The organism is Klebsiella sp. RCJ4, from assembly GCF_009025755.1.
GTDB lineage: Bacteria > Pseudomonadota > Gammaproteobacteria > Enterobacterales > Enterobacteriaceae > Klebsiella > Klebsiella michiganensis.
Genome location: NZ_WCIN01000036.1, coordinates 85,956 through 105,412, shown reverse-complemented (window position 1 = coordinate 105,412; position 19,457 = coordinate 85,956). Strand labels below are relative to the sequence as shown.

The 19,457-nt window shown below is 58.3% G+C and carries 14 protein-coding genes; 4 read left to right on the top strand and 10 right to left on the bottom strand.

Translation table 11 applies throughout. From position 1 onward, the window contains the following. Nucleotides 1-46: 46 nt before the first annotated feature. The 4 genes from F8562_RS12780 to ebgR all read right to left on the bottom strand — a co-directional run bounded on the left by F8562_RS12780 (nt 47) and on the right by ebgR (nt 6,370). Entirely contained in the window at nt 47-1,480 is a 1,434-nt protein-coding gene (locus F8562_RS12780; protein WP_014839596.1) for an amino acid permease, read from the bottom strand. 93 nt (nt 1,481-1,573) lie between these two features. After that, nucleotides 1,574-2,023 (bottom strand): beta-galactosidase subunit beta, encoded by a 450-nt coding sequence (locus tag F8562_RS12775; RefSeq protein WP_014226912.1) that lies wholly within the window; start codon nt 2,021-2,023, stop codon nt 1,574-1,576. After that, nucleotides 2,020-5,112 carry a beta-galactosidase subunit alpha gene (ebgA, locus tag F8562_RS12770; RefSeq protein ID WP_094909421.1) on the bottom strand — a complete coding sequence of 1,031 codons (3,093 nt, stop codon included), beginning with the start codon at nt 5,110-5,112 and terminating at the stop codon, nt 2,020-2,022. Before ebgA ends, F8562_RS12775 begins: the two co-directional genes overlap by 4 nt. A gap of 274 nt (nt 5,113-5,386) precedes the next feature. Further along, the gene (gene ebgR / locus F8562_RS12765; RefSeq protein ID WP_014226910.1) at nt 5,387-6,370 is read right to left on the bottom strand and encodes a transcriptional regulator EbgR; all 984 of its coding nucleotides are present in this window, start codon (nt 6,368-6,370) and stop codon (nt 5,387-5,389) included. A 219-nt stretch (nt 6,371-6,589) separates the two neighbouring features. On the opposite strand from ebgR, the gene F8562_RS12760 reads away from it, so the two are divergent. Further along, the gene (locus F8562_RS12760) at nt 6,590-6,922 is read left to right on the top strand and encodes a tRNA-binding protein (RefSeq protein WP_014226909.1); all 333 of its coding nucleotides are present in this window, start codon (nt 6,590-6,592) and stop codon (nt 6,920-6,922) included. A gap of 37 nt (nt 6,923-6,959) precedes the next feature. Here F8562_RS12760 and ygjG read toward each other — a convergent pair whose 3' ends face one another. After that, the gene (gene ygjG, locus F8562_RS12755; RefSeq protein ID WP_004854393.1) at nt 6,960-8,339 is read right to left on the bottom strand and encodes a putrescine aminotransferase; all 1,380 of its coding nucleotides are present in this window, start codon (nt 8,337-8,339) and stop codon (nt 6,960-6,962) included. A gap of 240 nt (nt 8,340-8,579) precedes the next feature. Then, entirely contained in the window at nt 8,580-9,134 is a 555-nt protein-coding gene (locus F8562_RS12750) for a PadR family transcriptional regulator (RefSeq protein WP_004854392.1), read from the bottom strand. Nucleotides 9,135-9,372: 238 nt separating this feature from the next. On the opposite strand from F8562_RS12750, the gene F8562_RS12745 reads away from it, so the two are divergent. Continuing rightward, a complete protein-coding gene (locus tag F8562_RS12745) occupies nt 9,373-10,146 on the top strand; it encodes a siderophore-interacting protein (RefSeq protein ID WP_014839592.1) in 774 nt (257 codons plus the stop codon). A 702-nt stretch (nt 10,147-10,848) separates the two neighbouring features. On the opposite strand, the gene F8562_RS12730 is transcribed toward F8562_RS12745, so the two are convergent. The 4 genes from F8562_RS12730 to dhaK all read right to left on the bottom strand — a co-directional run bounded on the left by F8562_RS12730 (nt 10,849) and on the right by dhaK (nt 15,709). Further along, nucleotides 10,849-12,498, bottom strand: coding sequence for a glycerone kinase (locus F8562_RS12730; RefSeq protein WP_014839591.1), 1,650 nt, complete (start codon nt 12,496-12,498; stop codon nt 10,849-10,851). A gap of 67 nt (nt 12,499-12,565) precedes the next feature. Next, entirely contained in the window at nt 12,566-13,984 is a 1,419-nt protein-coding gene (dhaM, locus tag F8562_RS12725) for a dihydroxyacetone kinase phosphoryl donor subunit DhaM (RefSeq protein ID WP_014839590.1), read from the bottom strand. Nucleotides 13,985-13,994: 10 nt separating this feature from the next. Further along, complete coding sequence (gene dhaL, locus F8562_RS12720) at nt 13,995-14,627, bottom strand: dihydroxyacetone kinase subunit DhaL (protein ID WP_014226902.1); 633 nt, start codon at nt 14,625-14,627, stop codon at nt 13,995-13,997. Between the two features lie 11 nt (nt 14,628-14,638). Then, nucleotides 14,639-15,709 carry a dihydroxyacetone kinase subunit DhaK gene (gene dhaK, locus F8562_RS12715; protein ID WP_009651831.1) on the bottom strand — a complete coding sequence of 357 codons (1,071 nt, stop codon included), beginning with the start codon at nt 15,707-15,709 and terminating at the stop codon, nt 14,639-14,641. 596 nt (nt 15,710-16,305) lie between these two features. Here dhaK and F8562_RS12710 point away from each other — a divergent pair. Continuing rightward, nucleotides 16,306-17,403 carry a glycerol dehydrogenase gene (locus F8562_RS12710; protein WP_009651847.1) on the top strand — a complete coding sequence of 366 codons (1,098 nt, stop codon included), beginning with the start codon at nt 16,306-16,308 and terminating at the stop codon, nt 17,401-17,403. 104 nt (nt 17,404-17,507) lie between these two features. Then, nucleotides 17,508-19,421 carry a dihydroxyacetone kinase operon transcriptional regulator DhaR gene (gene dhaR / locus F8562_RS12705; RefSeq protein WP_038423683.1) on the top strand — a complete coding sequence of 638 codons (1,914 nt, stop codon included), beginning with the start codon at nt 17,508-17,510 and terminating at the stop codon, nt 19,419-19,421. The last annotated feature ends 36 nt before the right edge of the window (nt 19,422-19,457 follow it).

The following is a 19,457-nucleotide window of genomic DNA, read 5'->3' as shown; positions in this document are numbered from 1 at the left end:
AAAAAATCCCGCCAGGCGATTTAACGCTGGCGGGAGGAACGGTCGCTTATTTCACCGGATTTACGGCTGATTTCAGCACCGATGGTTGGCTCTTGCGCTGTTTTTTCTCAAAGCGGGTTATCCACCACCACGCGAGTCCGGAGAAGACTGCGGTCATAAAGACGTTAATGAAGAAGGCATTCACCAGATCGACCCCCGGCGGGAAAGCCGAGGCGGTCATGCTGACCAGGAAAATCACCATCAGCATCGACACCACGGCCATCCCAACCTTTCGTGACCCCATGCGGAAGTCGCGCGGCGTGTCGTCGTGTTTCCAGCGGAAAACAAAGTAGGCGGCCATGATAAACAGCGGCGGTAGCATCGCGGTACCCGCGGTCAGGTTGATAGCGGTGTTCATCATTTGCTGAACGCTGGCGGAGCCGAAACCGTTCACGATGAGCATCAGAAAGACGAAGACAAATTGCCACCAGGCGGCGCGCACCGGCACGCCGTGGACGTTCAGCTCGGTGGTTTTTTTGCCATAGATGCCGGCAGGAATTTCAGAGAAGTGAATTTTTACCGGTGCGGCGGTCCACATCATCATGCTGCCGAAAATGGCGATAAACAGAATGATGCCGACGAAGCGGCCCATCAGCGCTTCTGAAATATGGAAATAGGCGCCGAGGCCGGTGAAGATTTCCACCATGCCGGCCGCATAGGTCAGATCTTCACGTGCCACAAAGACGTTGACCAGCAAAGAGCCCAGCGCGTACATGCCGCCAATCAGGATCCCGGCGGTGATGATGACTTTAATAAACGATTTCTGCCCACCTTTGGTGTCGTTCAGGTACGCGGCGACGGTTTCAGCCCCGCCTGCCGCCTGGAAAATCCAGCACATGATCCCCAGCGTCGCCCAGTTGATGGTAGGCGCCATGGCGTGCAGCGTAATCGGCTGCGCGGGGATATGGCCCGCGCCCAGCGCGGTAAAAGCGCCGACCACGTAAATCGCAAATAGCGCGAAGACGCCATACGCCACGCATTCGGAGATTTTCCCCAGCCAGGTCGCACCTTTAGTGGAAATGTGGGTGGCCATGGCGAACAGGACGATAGAGATCAGCGACGTGACCATCGGCGAGAAAGGAATGGCGTAACCCATAATGGCGTACGAGGCGTAGGCCACCACGTTCGGCAGCAGCGACAGGAAAAAGAACAGGTTCACAAACCAGTACAGGAACGAGCCGAGATAGGCCGCGCGGGTACCTAAAGGCTGCTTCAGCCGGGCGTACATACCTGATTCGGAATTCTTATTCGCTGACACGAATTCGGCGATGATAAACACAAATGGAATAAAATAGACCACCGTCGCAAACAGAAAGATAGGGGCGGAGCTGAGCCCTAACTCGATGTTGTTATTAACAATATTTCGTACGTTAAATACGGCGGCAAACGCCATCGACAGCAGGGCGAATTTACCTATTTTGGCACGAACTGATTCGGACATAAGTCCTCCGAAAAATTATCTGGCCCGCATTGAGGGTTAGGGCCGGGAAGGCCAGCGAGTCAACCCGCTGGCCTCATCTTGCTTCACGCGGGCTTACTTATTCAGGAAGTAGCCGTCTTCGATAGTTACTCTGAGCACCACCTTTTTGACCGGCGAGTCGCAGATAAAGCGATAGGCTTCATGGGTGTCGCAAATCACCATTTGTCCTTCGTGAACCTGCACGGTTTCACCAATGCCTTTCAAATATTCACGGTCGGTTTCATCGCGATAGCAGGCCACGGTCTGCAGCTGCTCTTTGGCGGCAAACTCAATTTTTTGCTGACCCTGAAGGTAGTAATGCACCTCGAAATAGCGGCGGTTGCCAACGAACAGCGCATCCGTGGTGCTGTCGCTTGCCACGCGATAGGAGAGCGAATCGCCGATAGAGTGGGCCACCCCGGGCCGAATATTGTCGATGTTATTAATCGCTTCTACGCAGCGCTGCCATTTACGCCCACTGTGATAAATTTGCTTAAACTGTTCTAAGTTATCGAGAATTCTCATTTTTCAGCCTCGCTGTGTGAATCGGAGGAAAAGAAACCGGCGCCAAAGCTATGATTCGCCAGCGTCTGCGAGGAAGCGCTCCCGCCTTCCAGCGGCAGCAGCGTAAAGCCATAGTTGAACGGTTTGAGCCACACCCGCCAGCTATCCAGCACCTCGCTCCCCCAGGAGTTAGAGCCCAGGCCGAGCAGTTGGGCGTCGATATTCAGGGTGATGTCATCGCTGCGACGCAGTTCGTTACAGTGCTGCGCGGCGTGCAGATTCTCCGCCGTATAGTGCCAGGCGCTGATGTTGAGCGGATCGCGCGGGACCACCATCAGACCGCTGCCGTGACGGTCGGTAAACGCGGCCCAGCGGACGTGCTGGCGGTTGCCGTTGTTCTGCGGGAACGGATAGTTCACGAACATGTCGTCCACGGTGGTGCGCCAGAGGTCAATGATGTTGCTCTGCTGGCTGTCGGCGTAGTTTTCGCCGGGACCGCGACCGTAGTAACCCACCTGTTCAAACTGACCGTTAATGCCCAGCATAAAACCGATGCACGGCACGATGTGCGGATAGTCGCCGTAACGTTCGCCCGCAAGCTCAACGTTAATATGGCCCTGCGGGGTAATCTGCCAGCGATAGGTGCAGCGCATGCCGAAATCGAAAACCGGCGGGGCGATGATGCTGCGGGCGGTGATAATCACCGTATCGTCGCGCTGCTCGGCGCTGAATTCGCGCAGATGCTCCTGCATGATTTGCAGATGATTGGGCTGCCACAGCCCTTCGTATTCCTGCTTGTGGTTATCAATCATTGGCTTGAAGAAGTTAATCTTCGGTTCACGGGTCACCTGGTCTACGCCGTTCACCTGCCATTCGCTCAGTTTGCCGCTGACTTTAGAGAAGACCACGCGGAAGTTATGCCCGGTGATGCTGTAGCTCAGTCGTTCATCAACTATCCGTAGCGGGGTTGCGCTGGCATTTATCAGCGGCGCTTTCGCTGTGGTCTGCTCCTTAAGCCGAAACTGGTAAACGGCGATCGGATGGTTGGCCTCGCTGTACGGCGTACGGGAATCTTTGGTCACTATGATGTTGACGAAGGTTTCGCGGTCGTCGAGCGCCGGCAGGTCGATTTTGATATCGCGGCCGCTGTTTGGCGCAAGATCGCGCACCTTAAGCTGCTGGCTGGCAAGCGTAGCCCCCTCGGCGCGCACTTCCACGCGCAGGGTGTAGTCATCGAGGGTCGAGAACCAGAGCTTATTGTCGATGCGCAGCTCGCCGCGGGCGATGTCGGTCGCCTGAACTTTTACCGGGGCGATAACCTGCTTGTACTCTCTGAGCCCGGGTCCAGGCGTCTGGTCGGAGAAAATCAGCCCGTCGAGGCAGAAGTTGTAGTTATTGGGATAGTCGCCGTAGTCGCCGCCGAATTTGTACCATACCGCGCCGCTGTCGTCGGTGGCCTGGATTCCGTGATCGCACCACTCCCATACGTAGTGGCCCTGAATACTGTCATGCTGATAGAACACGTTCTGGTATTCGCTCAGCCCGCCTGGACCGTTGCCCATCGCATGGGCGTATTCGCAGATAATCCGCGGCTTGGCATGCGGATATTCCCCAAATTCGTTCATCAGCGGCACGCGGGTATACATGGTGGAGATGATATCCACCACCTCCGCGTCGCGATCCTCTTCGTAATGCACCAGCCGGGTATCATCGATCGCCTTAGCGGCGTGATACATCGCGCGAATGTTGCAGCCGTAGCCGGACTCGTTGCCCAGCGACCAGATGACGATCGACGGATGGTTTTTCTGCGCGTGGACGTGGCGCACGATCCGCTCAACGTAAATATGCTCCCATGCCGGGTCATCGGTGATGGCGCTCAGGTTGCCGACGTTGGCGAAGCCGTGGGATTCGACATCGGTTTCCGCCATCACGAACAGGCCGTAAATGTCGCACATCTCATAGAAACGCGGGTCGTTGGGATAGTGGGCGGTACGTACCGAGTTGATATTGTGCTGCTTCATCAGCAGCAGATCTTTCTCAACGCGATCCATCCCTACGGCGCGGCCCTTCAGATGGTCGTTGTCGTGACGGTTAACGCCGTGCAGCATCACGTAGCGGTTATTGATATAGAACAGGCCGTTGCGCACTTTGATATCGCGAAAACCGACGCGCTGCGGGATAACTTCGATAATCTCCCCGGCGGCGTTTTTCAGCGTCATCACCAGGTGATAGAGCCAGGGATTTTCCGCCGACCACTGCTGCGGCGCCTTCACGTCGATCGCAAAGTCGACGTTCAGCAACTGGCTGACGCTCAGGCGCGGCGTTGCACCTTCATACAGTACCTTTTCGCCGTCGAACAGCGCGTATTCCAGCGTCGCTGCGTCCGGCTGCGCGGCGAGATTTTCCAGCACCAGCTGGCAGGAGAGCGTGGCGTCGACGTAGTCATCGTTAAAATCGGTGCGCAGAGTGAAGTCCTGGACGTGAAGCGGGTTTTTGCCCATCAGATACACGTCGCGGAAGATACCCGCCGACCACCACATATCCTGATCTTCTATATAGGTGGAGTCCGCCCACTGCATGACGCGCACGCAAAGCAGGTTGTCGCCGATTTTTACCGCGTGACTAATATCAAACTCCGCCGTCAGGCGGCTGCCTTTGCTGAAACCGATGTACTGACCGTTAACGTACACTTCAAAATAGGTTTCGACGCCATCAAATTTAATCAGGGTCTGCTGGCCCTGCCAGCCCTCGCTGAGGGTAAAGATGCGCTGATAGGCGCCGGTAGGGTTGTCGGTCGGCACGTAGGGAACGTCAATCGGGAAAGGAAAGCCTTCGTCGGTGTACTGTAGCTGGCCGTGGCCTTCCATCTGCCACATTCCCGGTACGGTAATCGGCCCCCAGTCGCTCATGTATTGCGAGGTGAACGCTTCCGGCACCCGCAGCGGGTTGTTAAAGAAGCAGAAGTTCCACTGTCCGCTAAGGGACAAAAAGCGGCTGCTGGTTTCACGGGCGAAGGTTCGCGCCTGGGCCAGCGAATCGTAAGAGAAGAAATAGGCGCGCGGAGGCAGCCGGTTTTCATGAGTGAGTTGAAGATTTTCCCAGCGATTCATATCGCCTCCCTGAACGGACTAAACGGATGGAGGTTATTTTAGTAAAGTTTTTACTAAATAAAATCACCGGGAGCGATTTACTTTAACTCGATCACAAAATGAGCGTTACCGGACGCCTGCGGTTAGCGTCGGGAAGGGGACATTCCCGGAGGCGATGCTGCGCATCTGTCCGGGCTACCGTTTGGCAGGCGGCGGTGAACCCGTAGCCCGGGCAAGGCGCGATAAGCGCCGCCCCCGGGGGCCGGGCGCAGAGGATTTAGCGCCAGAAACGGGATTAGCGGGTGGTGCCGCGCAGCTTCAGCACGCTGGGGACAAAGACGTTTAGCGGCAGCGCGCGGCCATCGCGGGCTTTCTCAACCAGCAGGTTGACGCCCTGGCTGCCCATCATTTCTGAATGAATGCGCACCGTGGAGAGCGGCGGAAAGGTAAAACGCGCGGTGGGGATATCGTTAACGCTAATGAGCGAAATATCTTCCGGGATCGAGAGACCGCGTTCATGAATGGCGCGCAGCACGCCGATGGCGATAGAGTCTGATGCGACGAACAGCGCAGTGGGGAAATCCGCCTTTGCCAGCATCGTTTTTGCCAGCTCATAGCCGGAGGAACTGGAAAACCCGCCGCGCCAGATATCTTCTTCCGAAACCACTCCCTTCAGGCGGCCATATTCGACGAAGGCCACTTCGCGGATGTCGGCTTTACCCGGCTCATCCTGGCCACCAATAAAGCCGATGCGCCGCGCGCCCTGGGCGATAAAAAAGTCGATAACTTCTTTGGCGATGCGCACCAGATCGATGTCGACGGCGTCATAGCCGCTGCCGGGTTCATGGAAATCAATAAAGCAGACGTTGTCGGTTAACGCCGTGGCGGCGTCGCGAATCGCCCGCGAAGGCTGGCCGACAATCAGAACGCCGGTCACTTTTTTCAGCTCGGGTAGCGCGTTGTTAAAGTAGCAGTTGGTCAACTCGATACCGAGCTTTTCGCATTGTGTTTCGATGCCGTGGCGGATCGCCAGATAGTAAGGATCGTTGATTTCCAGATCCTGCTGGTAGCTGTAGATGGCCAGAATATGGTGGTGGCCGACGGTGTGAACCTGAGCCTTACGCGAGCTGGTACTTTTATATTCCAGCTTTTCCGCCACCTCAAGAATGCGATGTTTTGTCTCTTCTTTCACGTTCAGAGTGGGGTCGTCGTTTAAAACGCGGGAAACCGTCGCCAGTGAAACGCCTGCTTCGGTCGCGATATCTTTTAGTGTGGCCATTGTTTTCCTTATCTGACGTTGCCCCATCGACGCAAACCATTGTAAAGCAAGCGCGGGCAGCTGCATCTCTTTTCAGTAAATTTCCGCCGTATTATTCATCTCCGCCGCAGCGTTTCCAGCGCGCAAAAGAGTGATGAATCTAACATTCTTCGCACTATTATGCGGAAACCTCGCCGACATTTGTTATCTTTTACTAAAATTTTACTTGAGGGGTGCAAGATGGAAACGGTGCTTTATGCTGATTTTGCCAGACTGGAAATGCGTACGGGAAAAATTGTGGCGATAAAACGACATGAGAATGCCGACAAGCTCTATATTGCCCGGATTGATGTTGGCGATCGCACGCTGCAGACGGTAACCAGCCTCGTGCCGTACTACAGCGAAGAAGAGCTGCTGGGAAAAACGGTCGTGGTCCTGTGTAATCTGGCGAAAGCCAAAATGCGCGGTGAAACCTCGGAGTGCATGCTGCTTTGCGCCGAAACGGACGATGGCAGCGAAAGCGTACTGCTTACGCCGGAAAGGGCGATGCCTGCTGGCGTGCGGGTGGTATAACGCAATGCCCTCTCCCTGTGAGGGAGAGGGCAGGTCACTACGCCTCTTCCACCGAAACCCGCAGCGCCGCCAGCGCCAGGCGGGCCGCTTTTAGCACCTGTTCACACTGCTCAGGGGTCAGCGTCAGCGGCGGTTCAATGCGGATCGTCCTTGCGTTGTTGAGCGTTCCTGCCACCAGTACGCGCTGGCGGAACATCTCGCTGGCAAAGTCATAGCCGATTTCGTTATCGACAAACTCAATGGCCATCAGCATACCTTTGCCGCGCACGTCATTCACCAGATCCGGATATTCGCGGGCCAGCTGACGGAAGCCGTCCAGCAGCATGTCGCCTTTCTGCTCCGCCTGCGCGGGCAGGTTTTGCGTCAGCAGCACGTTGATGGTCGCCAGCGCCGCCGCGCAGGCCAGCGGGTTGCCGCCGAACGTGGTGGTATGCAGGAACGGGTTATCGAACAGCACCGAGAATACCTCTTCGGTGGCGACCGTTGCGCCAATCGGCATGACGCCGCCGCCCAACGCTTTGGCAAGGCACAGAATGTCCGGCTGGACGTTTTCATGCTCGCAGGCGAACATCTTGCCGGTGCGCCCCATGCCGGTTTGCACTTCATCGAGGATCAGCAGCGCGCCAAACTCGTCGCACAGCTTGCGCACCGCGGGCAGATAGCCCGGCGGCGGCAGAATCACCCCGCCTTCGCCCTGAATAGGCTCAAGGATCACCGCCGCGACGTCATCACCGGTCTTTTTGCACTCGCTCAGCAGGGTGCGCATCGCGTTGATATCGCCAAAAGGCACGTGACGGAATCCCGGCAGCAGCGGCATAAAAGGCTTACGGAAAGTCGATTTCGCGGTGGCCGAAAGCGCGCCCAGCGACTTACCGTGAAACGCGCCGCTGGTGGCGACGAAGGTAAACTTGCCGCGCGGAGACTGATAAGCCTTCGCCAGCTTTAACGCCGCTTCGACCGATTCGGTACCGCTGTTGCTAAAGAAGCTGTATTTCAGTTTGCCCGGCGTTAAGGCCGCCAGGGTTTTAGCCAGCATGGCCCGCAGCGGGTCCAGCAGTTCCTGACTATGAAGGGGTTGTTTAGCGAGCTGATTTTCGACGGCGGAAACGACAACTGGATTACGGTGCCCTACATTAAAAATCCCAAACCCACCCAGGCAGTCGATAAACTCCTGTCCCTGAGTGTCGACAAGCGTATTTAACCCTCCCGCTTGCCACTCTACGGCTCCGTAATCCCCGCCAGCAGTGACCGATTTTCGATACGCTAAAAACCCCGGGTTCACATGCTCTTTAAAGTATTCCCTGACCTCCTGGTTAAGTGATTTCATCTCCTCATGATCGAGCGTTCGCTTCTCAATGAGATTCAGTGCGTGTGCGCTGCAGGCCAGAGCCGATGCGCTGGAAGGTAACCTGTTCAAAATATGCTCCTGGGCGGGGCGTATCACATGATACTGAATTAAGTATTGCAGGGATTACGCCACTTCGGCGCGGGCCAGGAAAATCGGGATAAACGCAACGTGAAATTGCGGTTGAGCAAAATTTAATCTTATCGCGAAATTATTGGCATGTTTTACTCCTGAAGGCGTGAAACCATGCGCAGAAGGGGTCCCGCCGCGTGCTTCGCGGCGGTGCAGGCTGCCCGGCGATGGAGCAGAGGGCTAGTCGAGCTGGGAGATTTCCATTGCCGCGCGGTCAATGACGCCGACGATCTGCTTTAGCTGAGCTTCGGTTATTTCCTGCTGGTTAACCCTTAAATCCAGTACCGCCTTAAAATTCTCCAGCGCGCGCTTCATCTGCGGATTTTTACGGAGTTCACAGCCCACCATGCGCGCCTGCAGCCTGGTCTGAATATGCTCCAGCTGCTCCAGGTTTTCCGCGTGCAGCTGACTGCCTTCGGCGGTAATGGCGATTTTTTTGCGGCCGTTTTCGTCAGCCACGCTGATTAATCCCTGATCCTGAAGTAAATCGAGCGTCGGGTAGATGACGCCGGGGCTCGGGCTGTAGTTGCCCTGGGTCAGGGTTTCGATCTCTTTAATCAGTTCGTAACCGTGGCTGGCATTGCGGGTGAGGATGTCCAGAATCACCAGGCGCAGCTCGCCGTGACCAAAGAAGCGCTGCCGGCGTCCGCCGCCTCTGCGACCGTGCTCGCCGTGTTCGCTATGTTCCCCGTGGCGTCCGCGTGGGCCACGGCCTTCTTCGTGATGGTGTCTCATGTTTTGTTCCTGTGGTTATTTGATATATCTAATTTATATCTAAAAATAATAAAGTAGCAACAAAGTAGTGAATGTATTTTTTATTTAATTGATATTTAACGTTTTAATTTTTGATTTTGGCTTTTGTGGCGTTTTTCTATGACTATATCAAAAAACGCTTGCATTCTTTTTTAATGGCAATCATTATCATTTGCAAGATTTTTAGATATATCTATTCCGTTCACGAAGGCGATGAAAGATGACAACGACCAGACACCCCAAATACCCGCAGCGCGTACGTAATGAACTGCGCTTCCGTGAGTTAACCGTATTGCGCGTCGAGCGTATCGGCAGCGCATTCCAGCGTGTCGTGCTGGGCGGAGAGGCGCTGGAAGGCTTTGTTTCCCAGGGTTTTGACGACCACACCAAGCTCTTTTTCCCGGCCGCGGGCGCTGCGTTCACGCCGCCGGAGGTGACGGATGAAGGCATTAACTGGGGCGATGGCGTGCGTCCGGCGACCCGCGACTATACGCCGCTGTACGACGCCGGGCGTCATGAGCTGGCGTACGACTTTTTTATTCACGATGGCGGTATTGCCAGCAGCTGGGCGCTGGCGGCGAAAACGGGCGATAAGCTGGTGATCGGCGGGCCGCGCGGTTCGCTGGTGGTGCCGGAAGATTACGCCTGGCAGCTGTATGTGACCGATGAGTCAGGCATGCCCGCGCTGCGCCGCCGTCTGCTGGGATTGCAGCAGCTTCCGACGCGCCCGCAGGTCACGGCGATCGTCACCATTGGCGATGAGTCTTATCAAGATTACCTGGCCGATCTCGATGGTTTTCATATCGAGTGGGTGGTGGGACATCACTCCACTGCCGCGGCCGAGCGCCTGGCGCGAATAGCGGTGCCGGCTGAGGATTATTTTATCTGGCTGACCGGGGAAGGCGCGGTGGTGAAATCGCTGCTGGCGCGCTTTGAAGGCCCGGAGATTGATCCGCAGCTGGTGCGTTCGCAGGCCTACTGGCACAGCAAATAAGCGCGGAGAAACCCCGGGTTGCGGCTGGCGCCTTACCCGGGCTACCGGCCCGCAGACGGGGGTGAACCCGTAGCCCGGGCAAGGCGCGTTAAGCGAAGCCCCCGGGAGCAGAGCCCAGAGTGGCCGATTTTCCCGGAGGCGATGCTGCGCATCTGTCCGGGCTACCGGCCCGCAGACGAGGGGGAACCCGTAGCCCGGGCAAGGCGCGTTAAGCGCCGCCCCCGGGAGCAGAGCGCAGAGTAGCTGAATTTCCCGGAGGCGATGCTGTGCATCTGCCCGGGCGACCGGTCCGCAGACGAGGGGGAACCCGTAGCCCGGGCAAGGCGCGTTAAGCGCCGCCCCCGGGAGCAGAGCGCAGAGTGGCCGATTTTCCCGGAGGCGATGCTGCGCATCTGCCCGGGCGACCGGCCCGCAGGCGGTGGTGAACCCGTAGCCCGGGCAAGGCGCGTTAAGCGCCGCCCCCGGGAGCAGAGCGCAGAGTGGCCGATTTTCCCGGAGGCGATGCTGCGCATCTGCCCGGGCGACCGGCCCGCAGGCGGTGGTGAACCCGTAGCCCGGGCAAGGCGCGTTAAGCGCCGCCCCCGGGAGCAGCGCGCAGAGTGGCTGATTTTCCCGGAAGCGATGCTGCGCATCTGTCCGGGCTACCGGCCCGCAGACGAGGGTGACCTGTAGCCCTGCTAAGCGCAGCGCGAGCAGGGGAGACTATTTCTGCGCCAGCGCTTTAAATACCATGGCCACCGCGTGGGCGCCGGGGTCCATATTGCCGCGCAGGCTATCGCTGTTCAGATACGATGCGCGCCCGGCGCCCGCTTTGCTGGCGTGAAGCGTACGATCCGCGCCCGCCTGGGCCGCGGCGAAAGCCGCCTGCAGGTTATCCGGTTCGGCCAGCAGCGCCGTGAGCGCCGGCTGCAGGGCGTCAATCATGGTCCGGTCGCCTTCATCCGCACCGCCGTAAAACTTCATCTGCGCCAGACCGGCGTTTAATGCTTCGGCGACGCTTGCCCCCTGTTCCAGCTTCTGCCCGGCGGCGGTAAAGAAAATCGACATCAGCACGCCGCTGGAGCCGCCCATCACAACCGTCAGACGCTCGCCAATCAGGGCAAACAGCGTGGCGAGGTTAGCCAGCGGCAGCTGACGACGCTGAAGTAAGTCGGCGATGTCGCGCGCGCCGGCGGCGAAGGTGGAGCCGGTATCGCCGTCGCCGACTTTCGCATCCAGCGCGTTAAGGTCTGCTTCCAGCCCGGACAGCGTGCCGGTCACCCGTTCCACGTAGCCCGCAACTTCGCTGTTCTCCGAGGGCGCAAACTCCACCCGCGTACTGCGCAGCGATGATGGCATCACGCTGACCGCGCGCGGCTGTACCGGCGTCTGCCAGCCGGCGGTTTCTACCGCGGAAAGCAGCGCCTTCTCAATGCTCTCTTCCAGCACGATGGCGGTGAGGGAGAAGCCTTTCATATCCAGCGCGGTGACCAGCGACGCCGGACCTATCAGCCAGTCGATACGCTGATGCAGCGCAGTATTGGCCAGCTCGCGGGTCAAAATCGCCATTTCGGCAATCGACACGCCGCCGAGATTATTGATCATCACCGCCAGGCGGCCGGTTTCCGGCAGGGCGGCGCTGAGCTTCTCTACCATCAGCGTAACGATTTCCGCGCTGTTCTGCGTGGCGATAACCGAAGCGCCCGGTTCGCCGTGGATCCCCATCCCCAGCTCGGCCTGGTCCGGATGATGGCGCGGAGTCGTTTCCGCATCCTGCGGCAGATGACAACTGGAAAGGGCCAGGCCGAGGCTGAAGGTGTGTCTGGCGGCATACTGCGCTTCGCGCAGCACGGTTGCCAGATTGTGGCCGCGTTCGGCGAAGTAGCCGGCCACTTTATGCACCAGAATCGTCCCGGCAATGCCGCGCGGATGTTTGTTATCCGGCAGTGAAATATCATCGCCAACGATCAGCATCTCGACGTTATAGCCCATACGGCGCGCTTTCTCCGCGGCGAGGCCGAAGTTCAGACGATCGCCGGTGTAGTTCTTGACGATCAGCAGGCATCCGGCATCGCCGGTCACGGCCTGGATGGCGGTCAGCACCGCATCGACGCTCGGCGAGGCAAACAGATCGCCGCAGACGGCGGCGGTCAGCATGCCTTTACCGACAAAGCCCGCGTGGGCCGGTTCGTGACCGGAACCGCCGCCGGAGATTACCGCCACGTTGTTTTTGTCGAGATCGCGACGCACCACCACGCGAATGGCGGGATCGCTCTCCAGCCGCGCCAGGTTGTTCCACGGGCTGGCGATAATGGTCCCTTCAATCACTTCGTTGACGAGGTTGGCGCGCTGATTAAAAAAGAATTGAGACATAACGGATCCTGAAAGTTAAGCGAGTTCCCGGAGGGGACAGCCTCCGGGGCGGAAAGGTTAGGGCAGGTTAGCCGCGAATCACGCGTTTGCCGGGAATATCAAGGATGACGTTCTCGCCATCTTGCAGCGTCAGGGCATCGCTCTGCTGGCACAGCATCGCAATACCCGCCTGGCGGGCGATAATGGCGCCGTGAGAGAGCTCGCTGCCGGCCTGCAGGCAGATCCCCTTCACCTGCTCTGCGTTAAGCTGCAGGACGGTAGAAGGGAAGATATCGTCGGCAACGAGGATCGAAGGCGCGCTAAACTGCGGCAGCGCTTCATCGCGCTCGTTAAGGTGACGCAGCGTGCGGTGCAAAATATCTTCAATATCAATATAGCGCGCCTGCAGGTAAGCATCGTCGAGATGGCGATATTGTTGGCTTAAATCGCTCAGCACCTGTTGCCAGGCCCACGCCGCGCTGCACTGCTCGTCGCGTATGATGTCGCACGCCGCTGCGTATAAATCAGGGTCATCGAGCAGGGTATGATGCCCGGAGAAGATCGCCGCGATGTCGGCGGAAAACGTCGCCTCTGCCAGAGTCGTCAGCGCGCTAAGGTCTTCCAGCGTCCGGTCGATGGCCCGTTTCAGCCGCAGCTGCTGCTGGCCGATGGCGGCGCTCGTTTCCCGCGAGATCCTATCCCGCGGCTGGGGATAAAGCACGACCTTACCCTCAACGCGGTCGGCGCTGGCGGGCCGACGCGCGGGCGCCGCCTCCGTTGGCTCGCCGAAGTTCTCCGCCGCCAGTGTCTGGAACGCCGCCAGCGCGGCGTCGGCGTCCGGGCCGCGGGCAAGCAGCCTTAAGGTATCGTTTCGGCGCACCTGAAGCAGGGCGATTTGGTTGAGGCTGTCCGGCGTGACGCATTTACCCCCTTTCTCCAGCACCAGGTCGGCATTGAATCCCGCCAGCGCGGCGACCAGCTTTGACGCCGGGCGAACGTGCAGTCCGTTGTGGTTTTGAATCACCACGGAAACCGAGCGCGCGTCGCGGTCGTCGACCGGCGCGGCGGTCAGCGAAGCGTGTTGCGGTTGCGATGGTAACCCCAGCTGTACGCGTTTTGCCTCCAGCGCGTTCATGGCGTCTTCGATCACCTTGTCGATGCCGGCTCCGGCGGCGGCGCTCACCGTCGCCGCCAGAGTCCCTTCTACCAGCGGCGCCGCGCACAGGCGAACCTTAGCCGCAATGGCCGGATCGAGGAGATCCAGCGCGGTTTCGGCGCTCAGCAGGGCGCTGCCGATATCCATCATCACCAGGATATGATCGGCGTCGGCGACGGACTCGATAGCTTCCATAACCTTAATGGGATCGGTGCCGATCGGACTGGCGGGATCGTCAATTCCGGCGGCGATCGCCAGCTTACAGCCATCGTTCATTAACATCTGCCGGGCCAGTTCTCCGACACCTTCGCCCAGACGGGCGCTATGAGAAACAATAACCAGGTTTACCATCGCGTTTTCCTTACTCTTTGGCCGCTGCGGCCAGCATCTGAACCATCAACATCACCGAGGTCGCGCCCGGATCCTGGTGCCCGATGCTGCGTTCGCCCAGGTAGCTGGCCCGCCCTTTGCGAGCCTGCATGGCGATTGTGGCGTGGACGGCGGCTTGCGCCTGTTCGCAGGCAGCATCAAGGGCGCCTGGTATCGACAGGTGCTGTTCGCTGGACTGGCGCAACGATTCCACCACCGGCAGCCAGACGTCGCACATGGTTTTATCGCCAGGCTCGGCTTTGCCGCGATTCACCACCCCTTCCGCGCCTTCGCGAAAGGTCTGATAGAGCTCCTCCAGGGTCAGGCTCTGGTGGGCCTGGGTCACCTGAGCGGCGCGAATAAAGAAGGTGCCGAACAGCGGGCCGCTGGCCCCGCCGACGTTGGAGAGCAGCGTCATACCGGTATTTTTAAGAATAAAACCAATGTCTTTATCGGCAATCGACGGCAGCTTTTCTACCACCTTGCTAAAACCGCGATGCATATTCAGGCCGTGGTCGGCATCGCCGATTTCCCGGTCCAGACCGGTCAAAAAATCGCTCTCTTTGGTGAAGATATCGCCGCAGCGATAGAGCCAGTCTACGATTTGCGTTCTGCTTAATGACATGTCGTTGCTCCTTATTTGCCCCAGTTCAGCGCCGGGGTGTGGACCGGGGCGTCCCATAATGCCAGCGTCTCTTCATCGGCCTTTAGCAGGGTGATGGAAAAGCCCACCATATCCAGAGAGGTACAGTAGCTGCCGATAAGGTTGCGCGCGATAACGATACCGGCCTCCTCGCAGCGCTGCGTCAGACGGTTATAGACGCCGTAGAGTTCGGACAGCGGCGTGGCGCCGAGGTTGTTGACCAGCGCGATAACCCGATCGCCTTTTTGCAGCGCCTGCTTGGTCTGCGTGACCTCCTGCCACGCGCCTTTCACGTTGTCCCAGTGGCGCAGCGTGCGGCTATAGGCGCCGTTTTCCAGCAGGGTATCGAACATTTCGTCAACGGTGCGATCGAGAGAGGTGAAGCGGCGGCGGTCGATGCCCGGTTCGCCGTGAATGCCGACGCCGAACTCCATCTCATCGTCCTGCAGTTCGAATGAGGGTTGCCCGGCGGCCGGAACGGTGCAGGCGCCGAGCGCGATGCCGATAGAGTGGCCGAGGTTGTTGAGCTTGCGCCCCAGTTCGGCGCAGGCTTCCAGCGAGTCGCCGCGTTCGGCGGCCGCGCCCACCAGTTTTTCAATCAGCACGGTATTCGCCACGCCGCGCCGCCCGGCGGTATAGAGGCTGTCCTTCACCGCCACGTCGTCATCGACTACCACGGTGGTAACCTTGACGCCGCTTTCGTGCAGCAACTCGGTGGCGGTTTCGAAGTTAAGAATATCGCCGGTGTAGTTTTTGATAATCAGCAGCACGCCTTCGCCGCCGTCGATGGTCATGGCGCACTCAAACATTTTATCCGGCGTCGGGGAGGTGAAAATTTCTCCCGGGCAGGCCCCGGAAAGCATGCCCTGGCCAATATAGCCGCAGTGCATCGGCTCGTGGCCGCTGCCGCCGCCGGAGAGCAGCGCCACTTTCCCGGCCACCGGCGCATCGGCGCGGGTGACGTAGACCGGATCCTGGTGCAGCGTCAGTTCAGGGTGGGCTTTTGCCAGGCCAGCCAGTTGTTCACTCAGGACATCTTCGACACGGTTAATCAGTTTTTTCATTGTTTATGCTCCGTCGGAGTTTCGATGCGGCCTCTCTGCTGACGGAGGCGGTCATCGTGTAGGGGTACCGCCTGACGATATGCGATATCGGGCGATGTATTGATTCTGGCTGAGTTGGCGGGAAAAAAAATCGCCATAAAATGAGTTTCATTACGAAACGTAATTATTAATTTTTGTTCCTTAATGAAACATTTTTGCGCAAGGAAAGGGAAAAATGCGAAGTAAGGCGCCTCTTTCACCTCGCTTCATCAGCGTGGAAAGCCCGCTCAGAGAAATAATTTTGCCCTTTCTTGCCGCCCGTGGTGGTGAAAAACGTCGACGATCGTCCGGTTGGTGACCTTCTTTTGCGCCAAAGGGGCGGATCGAGATCGCAATCCCATCGTTTCACATGAATTCATGTTTCAATATGAAACAATAAAATTTATGTCCTGTTTCATATCGGGACAAAAAGGGGAAAGATTTTTTTGCCCGCGGCTCGCCCTACAGTGATGGCATCGCTCAGGTAGCGCTTTCGTCCCCGCCTTTGATGTAAGGCCGGACGGAGAAACACCGGGGCTCATCATGTCAAAACATGCACTTATTTGAGGGTGAACGGAATGCTAAAAGTTATTCAATCTCCAGCCAAATATCTCCAGGGACCAGATGCATCCACGCTGTTTGGGCAATACGCCAAAAACCTGGCGGACAGCTTTTTCGTGATTGCCGATGACTTCGTGATGAAGCTGGCGGGAGAGAAAGTGCTGGAAGGTTTGCACAGCCATAATATCAGCTGCCATGCGGAGCGCTTCAACGGCGAATGCAGCCACGTTGAGATCAATCGCCTGATCGCCATTCTGAAACAGCACGGCTGCCGCGGCGTGGTGGGCATCGGCGGCGGCAAGACGCTCGATACGGCGAAAGCCATTGGCTACTACCAGAAGCTACCGGTGGTGGTGATCCCGACGATCGCTTCCACCGATGCGCCAACCAGCGCGCTGTCGGTTATCTACACCGAAGCCGGCGAATTTGAAGAGTATCTGATCTACCCGAAAAACCCGGACATGGTGGTGATGGATACGGCGATTATCGCTAAAGCGCCGGTGCGCCTGCTGGTAGCCGGGATGGGGGATGCGCTTTCAACCTGGTTTGAAGCCAGGGCCTGCTATGACGCCAGAGCCACCAGCATGGCGGGCGGTCAGTCGACGGCAGCGGCGCTGAGCCTGGCGCGCCTGTGCTATGATACGCTGCTGGCGGAAGGCGAAAAAGCCCGCCTCGCCGCCCAGGCCGGCGTGGTGACCGATGCGCTGGAACGTATCGTTGAAGCGAATACCTACCTCAGCGGTATCGGCTTTGAAAGTAGCGGTCTGGCCGCCGCGCACGCCATTCACAACGGTTTCACCATCCTCGAAGAGTGCCACCATCTGTACCATGGTGAGAAAGTGGCGTTTGGTACCCTGGCGCAGCTGGTGCTGCAAAATAGCCCGATGGAAGAGATCGAAACGGTGCTGAACTTCTGCCATACCGTCGGGCTGCCGGTTACGCTGGCGCAAATGGGCGTTAAAGAGGGCATCGATGAGAAAATTCAGGCAGTCGCCAAAGCGACCTGCGCGGAAGGTGAAACCATTCATAACATGCCGTTCCCGGTCAGCGCGCAGAGCGTGCATGCGGCGATTCTGACCGCCGACCTGCTCGGACAGCAGTGGCTGGCGCGCTAATTTAGCGTCGATCTGCCCCGTCTCATTTTAGCGATGAGACGTTTTCTCCCCCTCTGGCGGTAGCCGCCGGAGGGGTTGTCGTTTATGAAACAGCGGATAGGGATATGACTGCGCAGACTCAGAGCTTTCCTTTGGTGATAACCCAGTCGTGGCATCGCTGCAGCAAGTTTATGCAGCGGGAAACCTGGCAGACGCCGCATCAGGCGCAGGGGCTGACGTTTGAATCGATTTGCCGGCGCAAGACCGCGCTGTTGACGATTGGTCAGGCGGCGCTGGAGGATGCCTGGGAGTTTATGGATAACCGCCCCTGCGCGCTGTTCATCCTCGATGAGTCCGCCTGTATTCTTAGCCGCTGCGGCGATCCGCAGACCCTCGACCAGCTGGCGGCGCTGGGATTTCGTGACGGCAGCTACTGCGCGGAAAGCATTATCGGCAGCTGCGCGCTTTCGCTGGCCTCCATGCTCGGGCAGCCGGTCAAAACGACGGGCGAGGAGCATTTTAAACATGCGCTGCACGGATGGTCGTTTAGCTCCACGCCGGTGTTTGATAACCACGGGCGTCTGTTCGGTTCCATTTCCCTGTGCTGCCTGACGGAAGAACAGGCTTCGTCTGACCTCTCCCTGACCCTGGCTATCGCCCGGGAAGTCGGCAACTCGCTGCTCACTGATAGCCTGCTGGCCGAGTCGAATCGCCATCTTAACCAGATGTACGGTCTGCTGGAGAGCATGGATGACGGGGTGATGGCGTGGAACGAGCAGGGGATTTTGCAGTTTCTTAACGTGCAGGCCGCGACGCTGCTGCATCTTGATGCCCAGGCCAGCCAGGGGAAAACCATTAATGAGCTGGTGACGCTGCCGGCCCTGCTGCGTCGGGCCATTAAGCACGCGCGCGGGCTGAACCATGTGGAGGTCACCTTCGAAAGCCAGCATCAGTTTGTCGACGCCGTGATTACGCTCAAGCCAATCGTTGAAGAGCAGGGCAACAGTTTCATTCTGCTGCTGCATCCGGTCGAGCAGATGCGACAGCTGATGACCAGCCAGCTTGGCAAAGTGAGCCATACCTTTGAACAGATGTCGGCGGACGACCCGGAAACCCGGCGGCTGATTCACTTTGGCCGCCAGGCGGCGCGCGGCGCTTTTCCGGTGCTGCTTTGCGGTGAAGAGGGGGTGGGTAAGGAGTTGCTCAGCCAGGCGATTCACAATGAGAGCGAGCGGGGCGGCGGGCCGTATATCGCGGTCAACTGTCAGCTGTATGCCGACAGCGTCCTGGGCCAGGATTTTATGGGCAGCGCGCCGACGGACGATCAAAACGGGCGTCTTAGCCGTCTTGAGCTGGCCAACGGCGGGACGCTGTTTCTGGAAAAAATCGAATACCTGGCGCCGGAGCTGCAGTCCGCGCTGCTGCAGGTGATCAAGCAGGGGGTTTTAACCCGTCTGGATGCCCGCCGCTTGATTCCGGTAGACGTTAAAGTGATCGCCACCACCACCGTCGATCTTGCCAATCTGGTGGAGCAAAACCGCTTTAGCCGCCAGCTTTACTACGCGCTGCACTCCTTTGAAATCGTTATCCCACCGCTGCGCGCGCGGCGTAACAGTATTCCTTCGCTGGTGCACAATCGCCTTAAGAGCCTGGAAAAGCGCTTTTCCTCGCGGCTGAAGATGGATGACGATGCGCTGGCGCAGCTGGTGGCCTACTCCTGGCCGGGCAACGATTTTGAGCTGAACAGCGTGATTGAAAATATCGCCATTAGCAGCGATAACGGCCATATCCGGCTGAGTAATTTGCCGGAATATCTGTTTGCCGAGCGGCCCGGCGCCGACGCGGGCTCCTCGCTGCTGCCCGCCAGCCTGACCTTTAGCGCCATTGAGAAAGAAGCGATTATCCATGCCGCCCGGGTGACCAGCGGACGGGTGCAGGAGATGGCGCAGCTGCTGAATATTGGCCGCACCACGCTGTGGCGAAAAATGAAACAGTACGATATCGATGCCGGCCAGTTTAAGCGCGGACGTATGGAGTAGTTTCCTGTGAGGAATGGTACGAAATAGTCGAGCAGA